Below are 16,012 nucleotides of genomic sequence, written 5' to 3'. Positions count from 1 at the left end.
GGTGGCCGCGCGAGCAGACGGTGGAGGCGAAGTATGACCGATGAGGAGATCGTCGTCGAGTTCGCCCTGACCAGGTTGGACAGCAGGAACGGCGACTTCGATCTGGAAGATGTTGCCGCCGCTGTGGTACGCCGCCTGACAGCTGACCAGAGGCTCGACCTCGCGACCCGTAACCTCGCCGCACGAGATGAGTTGCGGGGAGCGGTGTTCGAGTCGGCGGTTGAGCACGTGCTCAGGACTGTCTTGATTGCCCGAGGCCCTGTCGATTGACGCGCGCGGGGGCGCTGACAATGCTGATCGAATTGCGGCGAACGGCCGGTCGACCGGCGCTGTCGTGGTGTCCGACGGCGAGCGGGTTCGTCAGCCGACGGGCACCGGCGGATGCTCGGAAGGCGGAGTTTGAGCGGCGTAGTCGATGTCGCGGGTCTCGCGGACGCCCAGCAATGCGATCAGTGACAGCAGACCGGCCGCCGACAGATACAGGCCGACTGTGGCGATGTTGCCGTCGGGCCGCCATAACGCGACCGCGATGATCGGCGCCAGTGAGGCGCCGAGTACGCCCGCGAGGTTGTAGACGACCGCGGACCCGGTGTACCGGACGTCGGCGGGAAACAGTTCCGGCAGTAGCGATCCCATCGGCCCGTAGCTCAGACCCATCAGGGCCAGGCCCACGATGACGAACGAGACACTGAGCGAAACCGATCCCGGGACGGTGAACCACGGCTGGAACAACAACCCGAACACCGTGACCGCGGCGAGGGTCGCCAGCAGTGTCCGCCGTCGGCCGATCCGGTCGACCAGGAGACCGGCCACGGTGGTGAACAGGGCGAAGAACACCACGCCGATCAGCAGAATTGTCAGGAATCCGGTGCGGCTGAACCCCAGGCCTGCCTTCGCGTCCGAGGCCGGGTGCGCGGCCGCGGTGCCGTAGGTGAGGGTGAACGTGGTCATGAGATAGAACAGCACGTACGTCGACACGCACAGCAGGGTGCCGAGGACGAGATGGCGCCAGTGGGTGCGTACGAGCCGGGCGGCGGGCACCCGCGCGATATTGTCGGCGGCCGCGACATCGGTGAATACTCGGCTTTCCACGATCTGCAACCGTACGTAGAGGCCGACGACGACCAGGATCGCGCTGAGCAGGAACGGGATTCGCCAGCCGACGTTGTCGAAGGCGATCGTGCCCGTGCCGTCGGAGTGCGCGGGCATGATCGCGGTGAGCAGCAGGAACACCCCGTTCGCGAGGAAGAACCCGATGGGTGCGCCCAGTTGTGGCAGGCTCCCGAACAGCCCCCGCCTACCTGCCGGTGCGTTCTCGGTGGCCAGCAACGTGGCGCCGCTCCATTCACCACCGAGTCCGACACCCTGCACGAAGCGCAGCACCGCCAGCAGCACGGGCGCCCACAGTCCGGCGACGGCGTAGGTCGGCAGGCATCCGATCAGCACGGTCGCGGTGCCCATGATCAGCAACGAGGAGACCAGTGTGCGTTTACGTCCGATCCGGTCGCCGAAGTGTCCGAACACGACCGAACCGATCGGGCGCGCGAAGAATGCGAGCGCGAAGGTGACGAACGACGACAACTGTGCCGCGGTCGGACTTTCGTGTGGAAAGAACAACTTCGGGAACACGAGCACCGCTGCTGTGCCGTAGATGTAGAAGTCGTAGAACTCGATCGACGTGCCGATCAAACTCGCGACCACCACTTGTGATCGCCGATTGCCCGGGACGGAGTCGGTCCGGAGTTCGGTCATACGGTAGTTCCTTCAATTCATACCCGAGAGGCGCGCGGGCCAATTGTCCCAGTCCGGCTCACGCGGCATGCACGACCTGTAGGTGTCGCCGTTCTTGATTCGCATGAGGGGATTCTTGCGGAGGTGGTCCGTTCTGGCTCCGCTGGGGGTCGAGATGATCACAGGTCAGCCGTCCAGGGTGCCGCCTTCGCAGCCGCCGGTCCTCTCGTACGAGGCGACCTGAACGCGGACCCGGCCGATCGGACTGGGTAGGTAGTCGGCGTCCCGGCGGTCGGGGCCGGTCGACGGGTGCAGTCAGATCACGATGTCGGAGTACACCTTTGGATACAAGGTACCCGCCTCGGGTGTGGTCGAGTGATCCGGGTGGGGTCATGCAGTCGGTTGTGGGCGTGCTGCTGCACAATCAGGGGGCTATGGATTCGTTGTTCTCGATCGTTCCGCTGGCGGTGGTGGACTCCGCGAATATCCTTGCGTTGCTTGCGGTCTCCTTTGTGTGGATATCGAGCGCTTCGCGGTGGACGTATGCGAGGACTGCCGTGTCGTTCATGATCGGTGGGATCTGCGGGCTGGCGCTGACCCTGGTGTTCTCGTTCACGGTGATCCTGCAGCTTGTGCACCGAGCCCTCGGCTCGCTGTCTCCGGCGGCCGTTGCCGTGATCGTGGTGGTAATCGCGCTGCTGGTCATCGGTATGTCGGTGCACGGATTTCTCCGCCCACCGATGTCGCTGCCGGTGCATCGCGATCTGCACCCGGTCGCGGCCGTCGCGCTCGGTCTGATCATCTGGACGGCCCAGTCGCTGACCTCGGCACCGTTCTACGGGGCCGTTGCCGTCATGGCCGACGAGACCCTTGCCTCGCGCCTGAGACTGTCCACGGTCTTCGTCGTGATCGCGGTTGCGCCCGTCATCGCACTCGTCATCGCGCTCTTGCTCTGTCCCACCGAGGCCGGACATCGCGTGCTCGCCCACCTGCAGGCAGCACTGCCGATGACATCGCGGGTCGTCGCGGCAATCCTCATCGTCGCCGCCGTTGTCGCAGCCGCCATCGGACTCAGGATCATCCTCGGATAGCTGCGCGGGATGCGTCGATGGCCTCGCTCGCCGAGGTCGAGGCGCTCGTCGCGGAAGATCGGCCGACGCGGACACTGACCGCCGGCCGGGCGCGGTGGCAGACTCCTGCGGCCGCAGCCAGGTGGCAACAGCGGCGCGGTAGCGCTCGTCCTCGGTCGCAGAGAAATATCGGCGACGAGATCGTCCCGGCTCGCCGCAACTTTGTTCCGAGGCACATCTGTGCTCGTGAGCGGGTTGGTCGGTTGCGTCCGCGTCGGGCGGGTATGCGTGCGTACAGGGCGGCCAGTGGCGGGTGCCGGCGCCTCGCAGGTTGTGTCCTCGCCGCCGACGCCGAATCCGACGTTTCAGAGTGAGGACACCACCACCTGCCCTTCCCCTTGTGCCGGCCGTGGCGTCGGCGATGGCGGGGCTCGTGGCGATGAAAGGATCGACAGTGACAATCGACGACGGGCGCACTCCGAGAGTGGCGCCGCCGACAGCGAAGAGACCGTCGCAGGTCGTGGGCCGTTTATCGGGCTTCGATCGTTTTGCCACCGTCGTGTGCGGGGTGGCTTCGCGGGCGACGTTCTTCGCCTTCTGCGTGCTGCTGGTGGTGGTGTGGGTGCCCAGTTTCGTGTGGTTGCCGAGCCTGGATTCCTGGCAGCTGGTGATCAACACCGTGACCACGATCATCACCTTCATTCTGGTTGCGCTGCTGCAGAATACGCAGGCCCGCGCGAACGCGGCGGTGCAGCACAAACTCAATGCCGTCGCCGACGCGCTGGCGGATCTGATGGGCGAACTCGGCGACGAACATCCCCGACTGTGCCGCCACCGCGCCGAACTGACCGCCGCGGTCGGCCTCGAACACCACGTCTCGGCGTCGGAATAGCCCTGGAGCAGCGGCCGGAGCCCGCCTGACCTTTTCGGTACGGGCACGGTGCATACCGGCCGATCCGGTGTGGTCCATCGCGCGGCCGATCCGTTCCGGCCACCACGACAGCGCGGAACCTCCTCGGCCGCAGCCTGTTCGCTCACTCGGGATTGGTGATCCGAGCCAGGATGATGCCGCCGATGATCATGGACAGTGCCAGCATCCGGCCCGCGCTCACCGGGTCCTTCTGTACGACGATGCCGAGCACGATCGCGCCGGCCGCGCCGATGCCGGTGAAGATGGCGTACGCGGTGCCCACCGGCAGTGACTGCATGGCGTGGGACAGCAGGTACACCGCGATCGCCGCGAGCACGAAGCACAGCAGGGTGGGCAGCGGCTTGGTGAAATTCTGGGTCGGCTTGATGGACTGGGACCACGCGATCTCCACCACGCCTGCCAAACTCAGGACGAGCCAGTTCATTTCAGTACTCCTTGCCCAGGGTGCGGGCGGTGACGAGCGCGGCGGCGTAGGAGGCGTCGTGCTTGTCGCGTAGGTGGGCAAGAGCCGGGTCCTGGCGCGAGTTCACCAGTTCGGAATTGACGAAAACTGTGTCCTCGACGGCGAAATGGCCGGCGAAGAAGTCGCGCAGATAGCGCTCCTGATAGTCGTAGATCGCCTTCGGCGTGCCCGGCGAGTACGCGCCGCCGCGCGCGGTGACGACCACGAATCGGGTGGGGGCCAGCGACATTCGCGGGAAGGTGATCTGGTCCAGCCATGCCTTGAGGCTGGCCGGGATCGAGTAGTTGTACATCGGCGTGCCGATCAGCACGACATCGGCGGCTCGGAGTTCGGCCAGCAGCGGCTCGACGATCTCCCAGGCCCGCTGCTGGGCGGGGGAATCGACCAGCTCGCCCAGGCGGTCGAGGTCGGTGGCGCCGTGGGCCAGCACGCGGTCGCACAGTTCGGTCCAGCCCTCGTCGATGAACGGGATCGGATCGGCGGCCAGGTCGCGGTGGGTGTAGGTGGCGTCGGGGTGTTCGGCACGCCAGGCGGCGGCGAAGGCGGCGCTCAGTTCGCGGCTGATCGAGGTGCGGCGGGCGCTGGCGTCGAGGTGCAGCAGGGTGGTCATTGTCGAGTCTCCGATCAAATGGACAGCATGTCCGTTTACTGTGTCGATGCTAGAACCCAACTGGACAGATTGTCCAGTTGAATTCTCGGGGCTACAGTGAGCTGCATGGACAGCTCCGGCCTCCCACTGCTCAACGACCCGTCCGCGCCCGCCGAGCGCGCCGACGCCGCTCGTAATCGGGCCAAGGTGCTGGCCGCCGCAGCGGCGCTGTTCGCCGGGCGCGACCCGCGCACGGTCACCATGGACGACATCGCCAAGGCTGCCGGGGTCGGGCGGGGGACGCTGTATCGGCGCTATCCGGACGTGAGATCCATTGCCGTCGCCCTGCTCGACGAGCATGAGCGGGCACTGCAGGAGCAGCTGCTGCGCGGCGAACCGCCGCTCGGGCCGGGCGCACCCCCCGGTGCACGGCTGGCCGCGTTCTACGCTGCGATGGTCGAATTGCTGGACACCCACGCCCATCTGGTCCTCGGCGCGGAGACCGGCGGCGCGCGGTTCCGCACCGGGGCCTATCAATTCTGGGCGCTGCACGTACGCGCGCTGCTCACCGAAGCCGGTGTGGCCGAACCTGATTCACTCGTGGACGCGCTGCTCGCACCGCTCGCTGCCGAGGTGTACCGCCATCAGCGTGAGCGCGGGCTCGGCTCCGAGCAGATCGCCGCGGGGCTGGCGAAACTCGCGCACGGCATCCTGGAGGTGCGGGTGCCGTAGGTCGGTGTGGAGGGCGAATTCACTGCCCGAAGCTCACTCGATGACGGTGATCCCGGCATCTCGCAACTCGGCCAGTGCTGCCCGGTCGCCCTCGGGATGAGCGTGTACGAACGCACCGGCTCGGACGAGTACCGTCGCCTCGTAGCCGAGGCGTACCGCATCGCGCGCCGTTGCCGCCACGCACACATCGGTGGCGATACCGACGACGGTCACCGGGCCGACCCCGCTGTCGCGGAGCACCCCGGCCAGCGGTCCCAAGCTGCCGCCTCCGTTAGGCCTGTTGCGGTTCCAGGACCGGCCCGAGGACGAAGCCGTCGTCGGTGCGACTCATCCGAGCATGACGACCGGCGGCCACAGGTCCGGCGGGTGACCGACGTGTGTTGGGGGACTTCGGAAGTCGTCACGAACGGCAACGGGGGGCTTTGTGACGAGCCGTAGTCGCTGCGTCGAAAGACATTGTCTGCCATAGGATTTACTTCACAGGGCGGCGAATGTGAGCCCGTCGTGTCTGCACTGTCGGAGGGTCGCCCGTGAGCGCCGCCATTGATGCCGCCGGTTCCCGCACCTCGGAAAACCTGCCCCCGTTCGCATTACGTGAACTGACCATCCTCGCCGGCGGCCTGCTCGTGCTGTTGACCGCGCGATTGGGGCGGTATCCGTTGTGGGGCGACGAGTTGTACATGGTGCCGGCGGGACGGCGGCCGGCGTGGAGTTATGCCGATCAGGGACCGTTGGTGCCGTTGCAGGCTTATCTGTCGGATCTGGTGGCTCCCGGCTCGGCGGTGGTGTTGCGACTGCCGGTGGTGGTGTTGACGGTTGCGACGGTTCTGCTCGCCGCGGTGATCGCCCGGGAACTGGGTGGAGGACGGGCCACGCAGGTGACGGCGGCGCTCGATTATACGTGCACGCCGTTCGCGGTGCAGCAGTCGGCCGCGCTGAGCACCTTCGCCTATGACGCCGCGCTGACGACGCTCGTCTGCTGGCTGGTGATCCGGTGGGTGCGCACGCGCCGGGATGCGTTGCTGATCGCGGCCGCGCTCGCTTCCGCTGTCGATTTCCAGGTCAAATGGCTGATCCTGGCGGTCTGGGCGTTGCTCGGGCTGGGGGTGCTCGCGTGGGGACCGCGGCAGGTGTTGCGTCGGCCCGCTCTCTGGATCGGCGTTGCGATCGTGGCGGTGTCCATGGTGCCGGCGCTGGTGTGGCAGGCGCGGCACGGCTGGCCGCAGCTCGCCATGGGGGCGGCGATCGAGGGGGAGCAGACGACGATGGTCGACGGGCGATTCGCCTCCGCGGTGCGTGAACTCGTGCTGACCACGGGGCCGGGCGGGATTGCGCTGCTGATCGGGATCTGGGCAGTCTGGTGCTGTACGTCGGCGGTGCCGATCTGCAGCGGGAGTTGCCGGCTCGCTTCACGACCGTTGTCCCGGTGGCTCGTCTCGACGATCCGAGCGGATTCCAAGGGGTGAACTACGGCATCCGGTTGTCGTTGTGTGCCAACCCGATTCGTCCCTGGTCGCAGATATGGCCCGAACTGATGACGCTTCGCATCGACCACGGCGCCTGAGCCGCGCGTCGCGGCTCAGGCGGAGCGGCGTGACTGTCCCGCCCGATCCGGGAACGGCGATGTGGCCGTCGACGAGGTGCCGCCGCGAGCGATGAGTGCGGAGCGCAGATACCACAGACCTTGGCTTCGGGAAGGGTCGAAGCCGGTCAATTGCCCGATGCGCCGGAGCCGGTAATCGATGGTATTCGGGTGGATATTCAATTGCCGTGCGGTACGCCGGCGATTCATATCGGTGTGGAAGAAGATGTGCAGCGTCCGCAGAAGTTCGGGGTGATCGTCGAGCGGCGCGATACGCGTTTCCAATATCCGGCGTCCGATTCCCGGGCGGGTCAATTGGTATTGCAGCGCGAGGTCGTCGAATTTGTGTAATCCGGGGCCGATTCCGATCGATTCGGTGGTGTCGAGAAGTTCGTGAGTTCGTCGGGCGGCCGCGGGGACGGCGTCGGTGGCGCATCGGGTCATGACCGCGGTGACCGGAGCCGCGGCGTAGTCGGCCACCACCTCGACGGCGTGGTCGAGTTCGGGCTCGCCGCAGACGTCGGCGGGCAGCAGGATCGTTCCGCCGTCGACCGACAGCATCGCCAGTCCGCGGTCCTGGAATTGGCGGGTCAGCGCCGATTGGATGCGGCGCAGCTTGCGCCCGGCAACCACGTGCCGATCGAGACCGGGACGGTTCTCGTCGGGATGTGCGCCCACGTGGACGGCGAGCACGTAGTACTCGTCGGCGATCGGAATGCCGCATTCCCGAGCCACTTTCGAGCTCGCCTGCCCGGCGAGCAGCGCCGAGGTGAGGGTGTGGACGGCGGTGTGGTGGTCGCCGGAGGTGGCTTTCAGTTCGCGCACGTACGCCCTGCTGATGGCGCCGGTGCACAGGTCCGACAGCTCCACCGCGGCGCTCGCCCACGCGATGAGGCGGCCGCAACTCGGCTCGCCCGAGCGCGCGACGACGACCTCGAGGGCTTCGCCGAAGCCGACATGCATCGCGTGCAGCACCTTCTCGATCGGCAGGTCGGCGCGAGCCCATCGAGCGGCCGCGACCTGCAGGAACGCCGCGGGATCGGCGGTGCCGGCCGCGGTTCCGCGCTCGCTCGCCCACCGCATGCACACGCGGATCATGGCTTTCACGTCGCCGTCGAGCAGGGGGCGCGGCAGTGCGGTGAAGGGAGGGATTTTCGTGCGCAGATGCGACAGGAGGAGCTCGGCCAGGCGGTCGGCGTCGCCGGCGGTCAGGGCCCCGGGGCTCGGGGTGTGCGCGATCGGGGCTCGCGGCGCTGATCGGATCGTCACAGGTGACCTCCTCGTCACGGCTGCGGGGTGGTGTCCGGCCGCCGGCATGCTGCCGCCGTCCGGAATTCGAAGATAATGCGAGTCCTGGCTCACCTTCTACTCGGATTAGCAGACTGTTCTGCTGGTATCTGTTACTGATCTGAGCTGCGTAAACAGCTGCACTGGACGCAGTATCCAGAGCGGTGAACGCGTATAACTGTCCGACCGCTCACTTTTGCATGCGGTGCGATGGACGCTCGCGAGCCGGTGGTCGGCGACGCGGGCCCGTGCCGCTCCGAAGCCGGGTGCCGCGCCGGGAGCCGTCCGTCCGAAGCGCGGCCGAATCCCGCGTCCGATTGCGACTCAACGGGCGTAACGGCGCTGGCGACAATGCGTGTCGCGCACGTAAGCGATGAATTGTCCGTCCGGTCATCCCGCGATATCCGCACAGTGAAAGAACCGACTGTGTGGAGTCATGGCGCCCCCGGAATTGTTTCGTGAACCCGTGAAGACATCGTCGCAACGGTCGCCGCGCGCTCGATCGTCTCCGTAGCGTTTGCTCGCGAATTCCGGAAACGTCGATCGGCGACTTTCCGGGCAGCGAATTCGACGATGTCAGGAACACCATGAAAAAAAGTCTTCGCCGCAGTTGTACGAGTGCGGCCATTGTCGCGGCGGCCGCCGCACTCACGGTAGGGCTCACCGGCGTCGGCGCCGGCGCCGATCCCGTCGGCGATCAGCAGCAGGAGCAGCAGCTCGCGGAGATGATCACGCACGGGCTGAAAAATCCCTCCGCGCATGCGATCGCCGATTCCGGAAGCTCCGGCACCGGTTCGGCCTGCACCTCGGGCAGCGGCGCCGGTTCGGGCAACGGGTCCGGTGACTGCTATGGCGGTTCGGGTTCGAGTTCGGGATCCTCGGGTGGAACCTCCAGTGACACAGTGGGTTACGGTCCGGCGCAGAGTTCGTTCCTGGCCGCCTTCGGGTACGGGCTGCTGAATCCGGATGTCGCGCCGCCGGGGACCAATGACTGGAATTGCAAGCCGACCGCGGCGCATCCGGAGCCGGTGGTGCTGGTGCACGGCACGTGGGAGAACGCCTACGACAACTTCTCCTACATCAGCCAGCCGATTCACGACGCCGGCTACTGCGTGTTCACCTTCAACTACGGCAAGTCGAACCTGATCCAGGGCGGCGGCCTGGGGTCGGTGCTGCCGGGGACGAACGGCACCGGGTACATCCAGGACTCGTCGAAACAGTTGGCGCAGTTCGTCGATCGTGTGCTGGCGGCGACCGGGTCGCAGAAGGTGAATCTGGTCGGCCATTCCCAGGGTGGCGCGATGTCGCGGTGGTATCTGAAGTTCGACGGTGGTGCGGCGAAGGTGCATCACATGATGACCTTCGGCGCCACCAACCACGGCACCTCACTGGACGGCATCGGCGCACTGGGACGGATGATCAACAACCTCGGCATCGACGTGCTGGGCCTGGTGGAGATCTTCGTCGGCCACGCGGGCATTCAGCAGACGATCGGCTCGGATTTCGTGAACCAGCTCAACGCCGGCGGGGACACGATGCCGGGGGTCGACTACACGGTGGTCGGCAGTCGCTACGACGAGATCACCAACCCCTACGATCTGACGTTCCTGAAGCCCGGCCCGGGTGCGACGGTGGACAACATCACCCTGCAGGACGGATGTGAGCAGGACGTGTCGGATCACCTGACGATGATGTATTCGCCGCGGGTGCTCTCGATCATTCTCCATGCCCTCGATCCGGCTCAGACCCCGGCGCTGACCTGCAGCTTCAACCCGTGGCTGGTGGGTGGCGGCGGCAAGCTCTGACCCCGTGATGCTTGCTCGCCGGTGTGCGGGAGGAGTCGTGGACCTCCCGGCGCACCGGCGGGCATCCTCCGCCGCGGGACCGCGGTGGGTGTTACCGACACTCCCCATCGCAGCCGTCCCAGCGCGGCGGCCGTGCCCACCGGGTGGATCGACCACCACCCGGTGGGCATCTCGGCTCTCGATGCCCGCCACCGCGCGTCCGAGGCGTTCGGTGTCGACGACGAATCCGGAGGTACCCATGCGCGACTTGCACTGCTACGCCATCGATCCCACGGTCGGCCGGTTGTTCGGCCGCCATTTCCACGGTGTCCGGCTGCAACCGCTCGAGGACGGATACGGCTGGGTCGTCTACGGGCATCCGCCGGCCAGGAGGATCGTCGCCGCACTCGTCTGCGCGGCGCGGCAACGCGGTTCGTTCGCGGAGTTGCGCGACTGCTGCACCTATATGGATCTGTGTGACGGGATGGAACGCTGGTGGGTGACCGACCTGTCGGCCGACAGCGACGGCTTCCTGTGCTGGTATGCCCGTGACCGGGGCTATCCCGGCGCGGTACCGATCACGACGATCGTGCCGTGAGCCGCCAGCGTGCGATGTCGGCGCCGATGTCGGTGGCCGGGGGTTCGTGGTAGAGCCATTCGCGGGCGAGGCGGTGCCAGTTGTTGGTGGTGTGCAGTTGTCCGAGGACGGCGTAGGTGAATAGGTCGGCGCGGCGGGAGAACACGTGCTCGGGTGGCAGGCGCTGGTGGCGCATGCCGCTGAATTCCGCGGCGCGGGGGTCGACGGCGAGTACCACTGCGCTGGTGGCCAATTCGGGTGTGACGGTGATGTCCTCGTCGATCAGATGCCAGCCGGTCGCGGCCCAGATGTAGCCGAGGCATTCGTCGGGTGTGACTCCGGCCTCGGGATCGACGATGCCCTGTGCCACCCAGGCGTGGTAGATGTCCTCGGCGCGGTATTCGCCTGCGGCGCAAATGATGTCGCGTTCGAGTTCGACGTCGGCGGGACTCATCGCGGTGTAGAGCCCGAAGTCGACGAAGGCGAGCCGCCCGTCGGAGGCGAGCATGATGTTGCCCGGATGCGGGTCGCCGCAGAACTCGTGGTCGGTGAACAGAGAGGTGATGTAGAAGCGGTAGATCAGCTCCCCGAGGCGGGTGCGGTCGGCGTCGGGCAGGGCGCGCATGTGCCCGAACGGCTCGCCGTCGACCAGTTCGGTGACCAGAACGTTAGGGCCGCAGCAGGATTCGATGCTGTCGGGCACGCTGATATAGGGATGGCCGCGGTAGCGGGTCGCCACGTGGTGCTGGGTGCGGGCCTCGCGCGGATAGTCGAGTTCGCTGCCGATGTTGCGGGCGATCTCGGCGAGCACCTCTTCGTCGGCGGCGCTGGGCAGGACCGCCTTCCAGAGGCGGCTGATCAACATCAGATTGCGCATATCGGCTTCGACCGCGCGGTCGACACCGGGATATTTGACCTTGACCGCGACCGCTCGTCCGTCGCGCAGCCGGGCGCGGTAGACCTGTCCGATGGAGGCTGCGGCGATCGGGGTCTCGTCGAAGTCGGCGAAGATGCGCGCCATCGGGCCGAGGTCGTTCTCGATCACCGTGCGCATGGCGGAGAACGGGAACGCCGGCGCCTGATCGCGCAGTTGCGCGAGTTTGGTGCGGAACATCTCGCGTTGTTCTTCCGGCAGCAGATCGAGGTCGAGCACCGACAGCATCTGCCCGAGCTTCATCGCGGCGCCCTTCATGCCGCCGAGCACGGTGACCAGTTGCTGGGCGGCCTGCATCGCCGAGCGTTCACTCAAGCGCCGGCGCGCCTCTTCGGTGCGGCCCATCATCGACAGCCGCGTGCCGACCCCGCGCAGCGCCTGCCCCGCGGCGAGCCGGCCCATCTTGCTGCCGCGCGAGATGCGGCCGTGGGGGACCCGATTGCTCACTGCTCGACCTCCATCGCTTCGGACCTGGCGCGTGCCGCTCACCGCGCCGGACCGAGTGCGGGGGCGAGGCGAGGCCAAGCTACCGGCCCACCCGCGAGTGTTCGGCCGTCCGGCTCCACTCGCGTGAATATCACGAAAATCCGGCGCCGAAGTCGGAACAGCACACAGACCGCGGACGAGCGCTGCGAAAAAAGAGGTTTGGGCTCGCGTGAGGGGGGTTGTATACGAGTGTGATGTACGGCGGTGACGAGGAGATGAGTGTCTTGGTGGATGACAGCGGCTTGAGCGTCGAGGTCGACCGGACCGGCGGCGCGCTCGTCATATCGGCGCACGGCGATGTCGACGCGATGACGGCCGACCAACTGCAGAGTGTGCTGGACCGGATGAGCGAGGCATTCGAGGACGCCGATCAGGCCGCGCCGGTGATCGATCTGTCCGGGGTGGGTTTTTTGGGATCGGCCGGGCTGAGTGTGCTGCACGCGGCGGCGACCACGGTGACTCCCCGCCGGTTGCGCGTGGTCGCATCGGGTGCGGCCAAACGCGTCATCCAGGTCACCGGTCTGGATCGGATGGTCTCGGTGTACGACGATCTGCCCAGCGCAGGTGTGGTCGCTCGGTGATCTGACACCGGTGGGCCGACAGCAGAACGCCGCCGGGTGGCATTCCCGGCGGCGTCCGTATCTGGTCGACGTCCCACAAGCGCCTCTCGGCGAGTGGTCGCTCGTAGCGACTGAAGGGTGCGGCCCGGGGCTGTTCGGACGCCGACTCGGGGTTCAACCGCGATACCCGGCGCGCTATTTCCGTCCCGACCTGTGACGTGACCCACGCGTGGCGACCTTGTACCGGCAACGTTGCGCGGGTCCGCCGGGAGGACGACTCTGGATGCCATGCGCGCCCGTGACGTGGAGATCGGGCATACCTATGTAGTGCTGGTCCCGCATCGACTGCCGGCCGCCCGCTATCCCGATCGCGAGCGACTGGGGACCTCGATGTGGGTGGCGAGCCTGTTGACGGGTGCGCGTTTCCGGCTCACGGCCTCCAACGTCGACTACGACACCTGCCCGGTGACGGTCGAGGGACTGCGACTCATCGAACGCTCGCATACCGAGGTCACGCTCACCGACGACCAGGCCGCAGCTCTGGGCCTGGCCCCGAAACAGGGATATCGCGTCGTGGGGTCGCTCGTGGACCGCACCGGCCACGTGGCGTGCCTGCCCTCGATCGAACCGATCCGGGTGCCGGTACGGTGGCTGCGCCCCGCCGACGACCCCCGCTTGGCGCGGAGCAGTCACCGCGACGCGGACCTGTGGCCCTTCATGTGAGCCGCGCCGCGAAACGACGCGCGGTTTTCGGCACTGCCGTCCCGGACTCCGCTACCCGCACGGTCTCCACCGGCCATAATCGTTTCGTGCGGCGCAACGGCATGGACAACGAACACGGTCACCCGGCAGGGGAGACGGCACCGGCTGAGCCGAGCGGCGTGCCGCGGGTCGGATCCTTCCGGTTCTGGTTCGCGACGCGACGCTGGGAGTGGTCGGAAGAGGTGTACCGGATGCACGGCTACACCCCCGGCAGTGTGGTGCCGACCACCGAACTGCTGCTGTCGCACAAACACCCCGACGACCGCGACGATGTGGCCGCGCGCATCGCCCGCGCGGCCGACTTGGGGGAATCGTTCTCCAGCCGGCATCGGTTCATCGACACCGCGGGCACTGTGCACAACGTGATGGTGGTCGCCGACCGTCTCTACGACGAGGCCGGTGCCGTCACCGGCACCGCCGGCTTCTACATCGACCTGACCGAGACCCTCGCCGAGAGCGAACGCGAGACGCTGTCGGCGGCCCTGCCCGACGTGATCGAGCATCGCGCGGTGATCGAACAGGCCAAGGGTGTGCTGATGCGGATGTATCGGGTCAGTGCCGAGCAGGCGTTCAAAATCCTGTCCTGGCGCTCCCAGGAGACCAACACCAAACTCCGCGATTTGGCCGCCCAGCTGATCGCCGAACTGCCGACCCTTCCGGACGCGCCGCCGCAGACGCTCACCGCCTTCGACCATCTGCTGCTGACCGTCCACACCCGCATACCGGGCCGTCCCCGCTGAATCAGGCGCGGGCGCGCTCGCGGGCCAAGGCCCGGTCGCGGTGTTCCTCGAAGCGGGGGATCTGCACCAGTTCCATATCCTCCAGGAAGGCGCCCAGTCGTTCCCGGGCCTGTTCGCCGCGGCGCCCGAAGTCGGTGCGGCCGAAAATGTTCCATCGCCGGATCACCGGTTCGAGCACGTCCTCGTAGTGCTGGCGCAGATCGTAGACGCCGTGTTTGGCCATCAGCACGCCATTGCGGCGGAAGTCGGGCATTCCGGCGCCGGGCATCCTGAAGTTCTCGACGATGAGGTCGATGGCCGTCATCGCCTGATCGGGAACGAGATCCAACGCGGCCGCGCACAGGGTGCGGTAGAAGATCATGTGCAGGTTCTCGTCGAGTGCGACGCGCTGCAGCATGCGGTCGGCGATCGGATCGTCGCATACCTTGGCGGTGTTGCGGTGGCTGACGCGGGTGGCGAGTTCCTGAAAGCTCACGTACGCAACCGAATACAGGAAACCCGCCTCGCCGTCGAGGAGCCGGGCCACCCCCGGGGTGAAGCCGTTGGTCATATGGGTCATGCGGGTGTTCTCGAGCGCGACCGGGTCGACGCCGCGGGTGACCACGAGATAGTCGCGCAGCACGACGGAGTGGCGGTTCTCCTCGGCGGTCCAGCGGCCCACCCACGTCCCCCAGGCGCCGTCCTGCGAGAAGTTCTCGGCGATCTCGCGGTGGTAGGAGGGCAGGTTGTCCTCGGTGAGCAGATTGGTCACCAGCGCCGCCTTCGCCACCTCGCTGAGCGTGGATTGCCCGGGCTCCCAATCGGTTCCGCCGAGCATCGCGAAGTTGCGCCCGGCGTCCCAGGGGACGTAGTCGTGCGGATGCCACTCCTTGACCATCGACAGATGCCGGTTCAGCGCCGTGGCGGCGACCGGTTCGAGTTCGGTGAGAATTTCCCGTTGCGTCAACTCTCGTGCCACGCTGGTGATCTACCTTTCCGTGTCGAATTCGACCTCGGCACAGGGTGTGACGAGGGTAAGGTCCGCGTCGTAGCGGCGATACAGCAGATGTCCGCGCCCGGTGAAGGCGTCGAGGTAGAACAGGAACGGCAGGCCGTGCTCGCACAGCCGCTCCACCGCGCCGGATTCGGTGAGGATCGGGGTGGGGCGCGAGTGCACCGTGAAGATCCGGCCGCCGGTATCGGACGGGGGATGCATCCGCGACCGGCGCGCCAGCCGCAGCCCCGACGGACCGGCCCGGTAGACGACGGCATCCTCACCGGTTTCGGCGTCGACGAACAGGTGAACGTCGAAGTCGAGCGCGTCCATCACCGCCGCGGCCGACTTCGGGCGGAGGGTGTCGAGCGCGAATACCTTGCGGCGCACGATCTTTCCGACGGCGGCGTCCGCCAGCGCCGGTCGTGCCGGATCCGGCCAGTCCCGGACGGTTCCGCCGGTGAGTTGGCGTTCCAGCCGGACCACCACCGACAGCACCTCGTTGGGCCCGCGGGTGCGCACCTGCATCCGGACCGGGCGATCGTGCCGGGCGAGATTCACCTGCACCAGAAGAGGTTCGGTATCGCCGGCGGCGGCGGTGATCCGCACCCGGGCGCCGCCGGTGACGCAGTGGCGCGCCAGCAGCCGGCCCACCGCGCCGACCACGCGTTCGGCCTCGAGTGCGGGTACCGGCCCGCGGGGGAAGATGACGATGTCCGGGAACGCTGTCGACGACCATCCCTGAGAATCCCGCACCACCCGCTCGACCTCTCTCGCTCACCCGACCCGTTTCGACGCACGACAACTGTGC

Annotated in this window: 18 protein-coding genes; 10 read left to right on the top strand and 8 right to left on the bottom strand. The window is 67.1% G+C overall.

Annotated features, from left to right (window positions below; all coding sequences use genetic code 11):
* Positions 1-33 precede the first annotated feature (33 nt).
* Positions 34-270, top strand: a complete 237-nt coding sequence (locus C8258_RS20325; RefSeq protein ID WP_106956558.1) for a hypothetical protein — start codon at positions 34-36, stop codon at positions 268-270.
* Between the two features lie 90 nt (positions 271-360).
* On the opposite strand, the gene C8258_RS20320 is transcribed toward C8258_RS20325, so the two are convergent.
* Positions 361-1,752 carry an MFS transporter gene (locus tag C8258_RS20320; RefSeq protein WP_106956557.1) on the bottom strand — a complete coding sequence of 464 codons (1,392 nt, stop codon included), beginning with the start codon at positions 1,750-1,752 and terminating at the stop codon, positions 361-363.
* Positions 1,753-2,135: 383 nt separating this feature from the next.
* Between C8258_RS20320 and C8258_RS20315 the strand changes: the two genes are divergently transcribed.
* Positions 2,136-2,822: a hypothetical protein gene (locus C8258_RS20315; protein ID WP_146161286.1), complete on the top strand. Its 687-nt coding sequence runs from the start codon at positions 2,136-2,138 to the stop codon at positions 2,820-2,822.
* A gap of 433 nt (positions 2,823-3,255) precedes the next feature.
* Positions 3,256-3,693: a low affinity iron permease family protein gene (locus C8258_RS20310; RefSeq protein ID WP_369974781.1), complete on the top strand. Its 438-nt coding sequence runs from the start codon at positions 3,256-3,258 to the stop codon at positions 3,691-3,693.
* Positions 3,694-3,835: 142 nt separating this feature from the next.
* Here the strand turns inward: C8258_RS20310 and C8258_RS20305 are convergent, their stop codons facing one another.
* Both C8258_RS20305 and C8258_RS20300 read right to left on the bottom strand, forming a co-directional pair.
* Positions 3,836-4,156 carry a multidrug efflux SMR transporter gene (locus C8258_RS20305; RefSeq protein ID WP_106956555.1) on the bottom strand — a complete coding sequence of 107 codons (321 nt, stop codon included), beginning with the start codon at positions 4,154-4,156 and terminating at the stop codon, positions 3,836-3,838.
* A gap of 1 nt (position 4,157) precedes the next feature.
* The gene (locus tag C8258_RS20300; protein ID WP_106956554.1) at positions 4,158-4,805 is read right to left on the bottom strand and encodes an FMN-dependent NADH-azoreductase; all 648 of its coding nucleotides are present in this window, start codon (positions 4,803-4,805) and stop codon (positions 4,158-4,160) included.
* A gap of 105 nt (positions 4,806-4,910) precedes the next feature.
* On the opposite strand from C8258_RS20300, the gene C8258_RS20295 reads away from it, so the two are divergent.
* A complete protein-coding gene (locus C8258_RS20295) occupies positions 4,911-5,516 on the top strand; it encodes a TetR/AcrR family transcriptional regulator (protein ID WP_106956553.1) in 606 nt (201 codons plus the stop codon).
* A 33-nt stretch (positions 5,517-5,549) separates the two neighbouring features.
* Here the strand turns inward: C8258_RS20295 and C8258_RS20290 are convergent, their stop codons facing one another.
* Complete coding sequence (locus C8258_RS20290; RefSeq protein WP_106956552.1) at positions 5,550-5,774, bottom strand: isochorismatase family protein; 225 nt, start codon at positions 5,772-5,774, stop codon at positions 5,550-5,552.
* Between the two features lie 272 nt (positions 5,775-6,046).
* Between C8258_RS20290 and C8258_RS20285 the strand changes: the two genes are divergently transcribed.
* On the top strand, positions 6,047-6,982 hold the full coding sequence (locus C8258_RS20285; protein WP_106956551.1) for a glycosyltransferase family 39 protein: 936 nt from the start codon (positions 6,047-6,049) through the stop codon (positions 6,980-6,982).
* A 113-nt stretch (positions 6,983-7,095) separates the two neighbouring features.
* Here the strand turns inward: C8258_RS20285 and C8258_RS20280 are convergent, their stop codons facing one another.
* Positions 7,096-8,367: a CdaR family transcriptional regulator gene (locus C8258_RS20280; RefSeq protein WP_233225218.1), complete on the bottom strand. Its 1,272-nt coding sequence runs from the start codon at positions 8,365-8,367 to the stop codon at positions 7,096-7,098.
* A gap of 605 nt (positions 8,368-8,972) precedes the next feature.
* Between C8258_RS20280 and C8258_RS20275 the strand changes: the two genes are divergently transcribed.
* Complete coding sequence (locus C8258_RS20275) at positions 8,973-10,190, top strand: triacylglycerol lipase (protein ID WP_036511346.1); 1,218 nt, start codon at positions 8,973-8,975, stop codon at positions 10,188-10,190.
* A 238-nt stretch (positions 10,191-10,428) separates the two neighbouring features.
* Complete coding sequence (locus tag C8258_RS20270) at positions 10,429-10,767, top strand: hypothetical protein (RefSeq protein WP_146161285.1); 339 nt, start codon at positions 10,429-10,431, stop codon at positions 10,765-10,767.
* Here the strand turns inward: C8258_RS20270 and C8258_RS20265 are convergent.
* Positions 10,748-12,127: an AarF/ABC1/UbiB kinase family protein gene (locus C8258_RS20265; RefSeq protein ID WP_106956548.1), complete on the bottom strand. Its 1,380-nt coding sequence runs from the start codon at positions 12,125-12,127 to the stop codon at positions 10,748-10,750. The two genes, C8258_RS20270 and C8258_RS20265, sit on opposite strands and share 20 nt — an antisense overlap.
* 254 nt (positions 12,128-12,381) lie before the next feature.
* On the opposite strand from C8258_RS20265, the gene C8258_RS20260 reads away from it, so the two are divergent.
* The 3 genes from C8258_RS20260 (at position 12,382) to C8258_RS20250 (ending at position 14,228) form a co-directional block, all read left to right on the top strand.
* The gene (locus tag C8258_RS20260; RefSeq protein WP_158271287.1) at positions 12,382-12,747 is read left to right on the top strand and encodes an STAS domain-containing protein; all 366 of its coding nucleotides are present in this window, start codon (positions 12,382-12,384) and stop codon (positions 12,745-12,747) included.
* Positions 12,748-13,014: 267 nt separating this feature from the next.
* Positions 13,015-13,449 (top strand): hypothetical protein, encoded by a 435-nt coding sequence (locus C8258_RS20255; RefSeq protein WP_106956546.1) that lies wholly within the window; start codon positions 13,015-13,017, stop codon positions 13,447-13,449.
* Between the two features lie 101 nt (positions 13,450-13,550).
* The gene (locus C8258_RS20250) at positions 13,551-14,228 is read left to right on the top strand and encodes a PAS and ANTAR domain-containing protein (protein WP_106956608.1); all 678 of its coding nucleotides are present in this window, start codon (positions 13,551-13,553) and stop codon (positions 14,226-14,228) included.
* Position 14,229: 1 nt separating this feature from the next.
* On the opposite strand, the gene C8258_RS20245 is transcribed toward C8258_RS20250, so the two are convergent.
* Together C8258_RS20245 and C8258_RS20240 are read right to left on the bottom strand one after the other, a co-directional pair.
* Entirely contained in the window at positions 14,230-15,186 is a 957-nt protein-coding gene (locus C8258_RS20245) for an acyl-ACP desaturase (RefSeq protein WP_106956545.1), read from the bottom strand.
* Positions 15,187-15,195: 9 nt separating this feature from the next.
* Positions 15,196-15,960, bottom strand: a complete 765-nt coding sequence (locus tag C8258_RS20240) for a sigma 54 modulation/S30EA ribosomal C-terminal domain-containing protein (protein WP_106956544.1) — start codon at positions 15,958-15,960, stop codon at positions 15,196-15,198.
* Between the last annotated feature and the right edge of the window lie 52 nt (positions 15,961-16,012).

The organism is Nocardia sp. MDA0666, from assembly GCF_003023875.1.
Classification (GTDB): Bacteria; Actinomycetota; Actinomycetes; order Mycobacteriales; family Mycobacteriaceae; genus Nocardia; species Nocardia aobensis.
Note: the sequence above shows the minus strand (reverse complement) of the source record. Positions and strands in the feature narration are given on the sequence as shown.

What these genes read in the sequence shown, in the direction of transcription:
- C8258_RS20305 (WP_106956555.1), bottom strand. Translation starts at nt 4,156, where the DNA reads ATGAACTGGCTCGTCCTGAGTTTGGCAGGCGTGGTGGAGATCGCGTGG.
- C8258_RS20320 (WP_106956557.1), bottom strand. Translation starts at nt 1,752, where the DNA reads ATGACCGAACTCCGGACCGACTCCGTCCCGGGCAATCGGCGATCACAA.
- C8258_RS20275 (WP_036511346.1), top strand. Translation starts at nt 8,973, where the DNA reads ATGAAAAAAAGTCTTCGCCGCAGTTGTACGAGTGCGGCCATTGTCGCG.
- C8258_RS20250 (WP_106956608.1), top strand. Translation starts at nt 13,551, where the DNA reads ATGGACAACGAACACGGTCACCCGGCAGGGGAGACGGCACCGGCTGAG.
- C8258_RS20300 (WP_106956554.1), bottom strand. Translation starts at nt 4,805, where the DNA reads ATGACCACCCTGCTGCACCTCGACGCCAGCGCCCGCCGCACCTCGATC.
- C8258_RS20295 (WP_106956553.1), top strand. Translation starts at nt 4,911, where the DNA reads ATGGACAGCTCCGGCCTCCCACTGCTCAACGACCCGTCCGCGCCCGCC.
- C8258_RS20260 (WP_158271287.1), top strand. Translation starts at nt 12,382, where the DNA reads ATGAGTGTCTTGGTGGATGACAGCGGCTTGAGCGTCGAGGTCGACCGG.
- C8258_RS20270 (WP_146161285.1), top strand. Translation starts at nt 10,429, where the DNA reads ATGCGCGACTTGCACTGCTACGCCATCGATCCCACGGTCGGCCGGTTG.
- C8258_RS20255 (WP_106956546.1), top strand. Translation starts at nt 13,015, where the DNA reads ATGCGCGCCCGTGACGTGGAGATCGGGCATACCTATGTAGTGCTGGTC.
- C8258_RS20325 (WP_106956558.1), top strand. Translation starts at nt 34, where the DNA reads ATGACCGATGAGGAGATCGTCGTCGAGTTCGCCCTGACCAGGTTGGAC.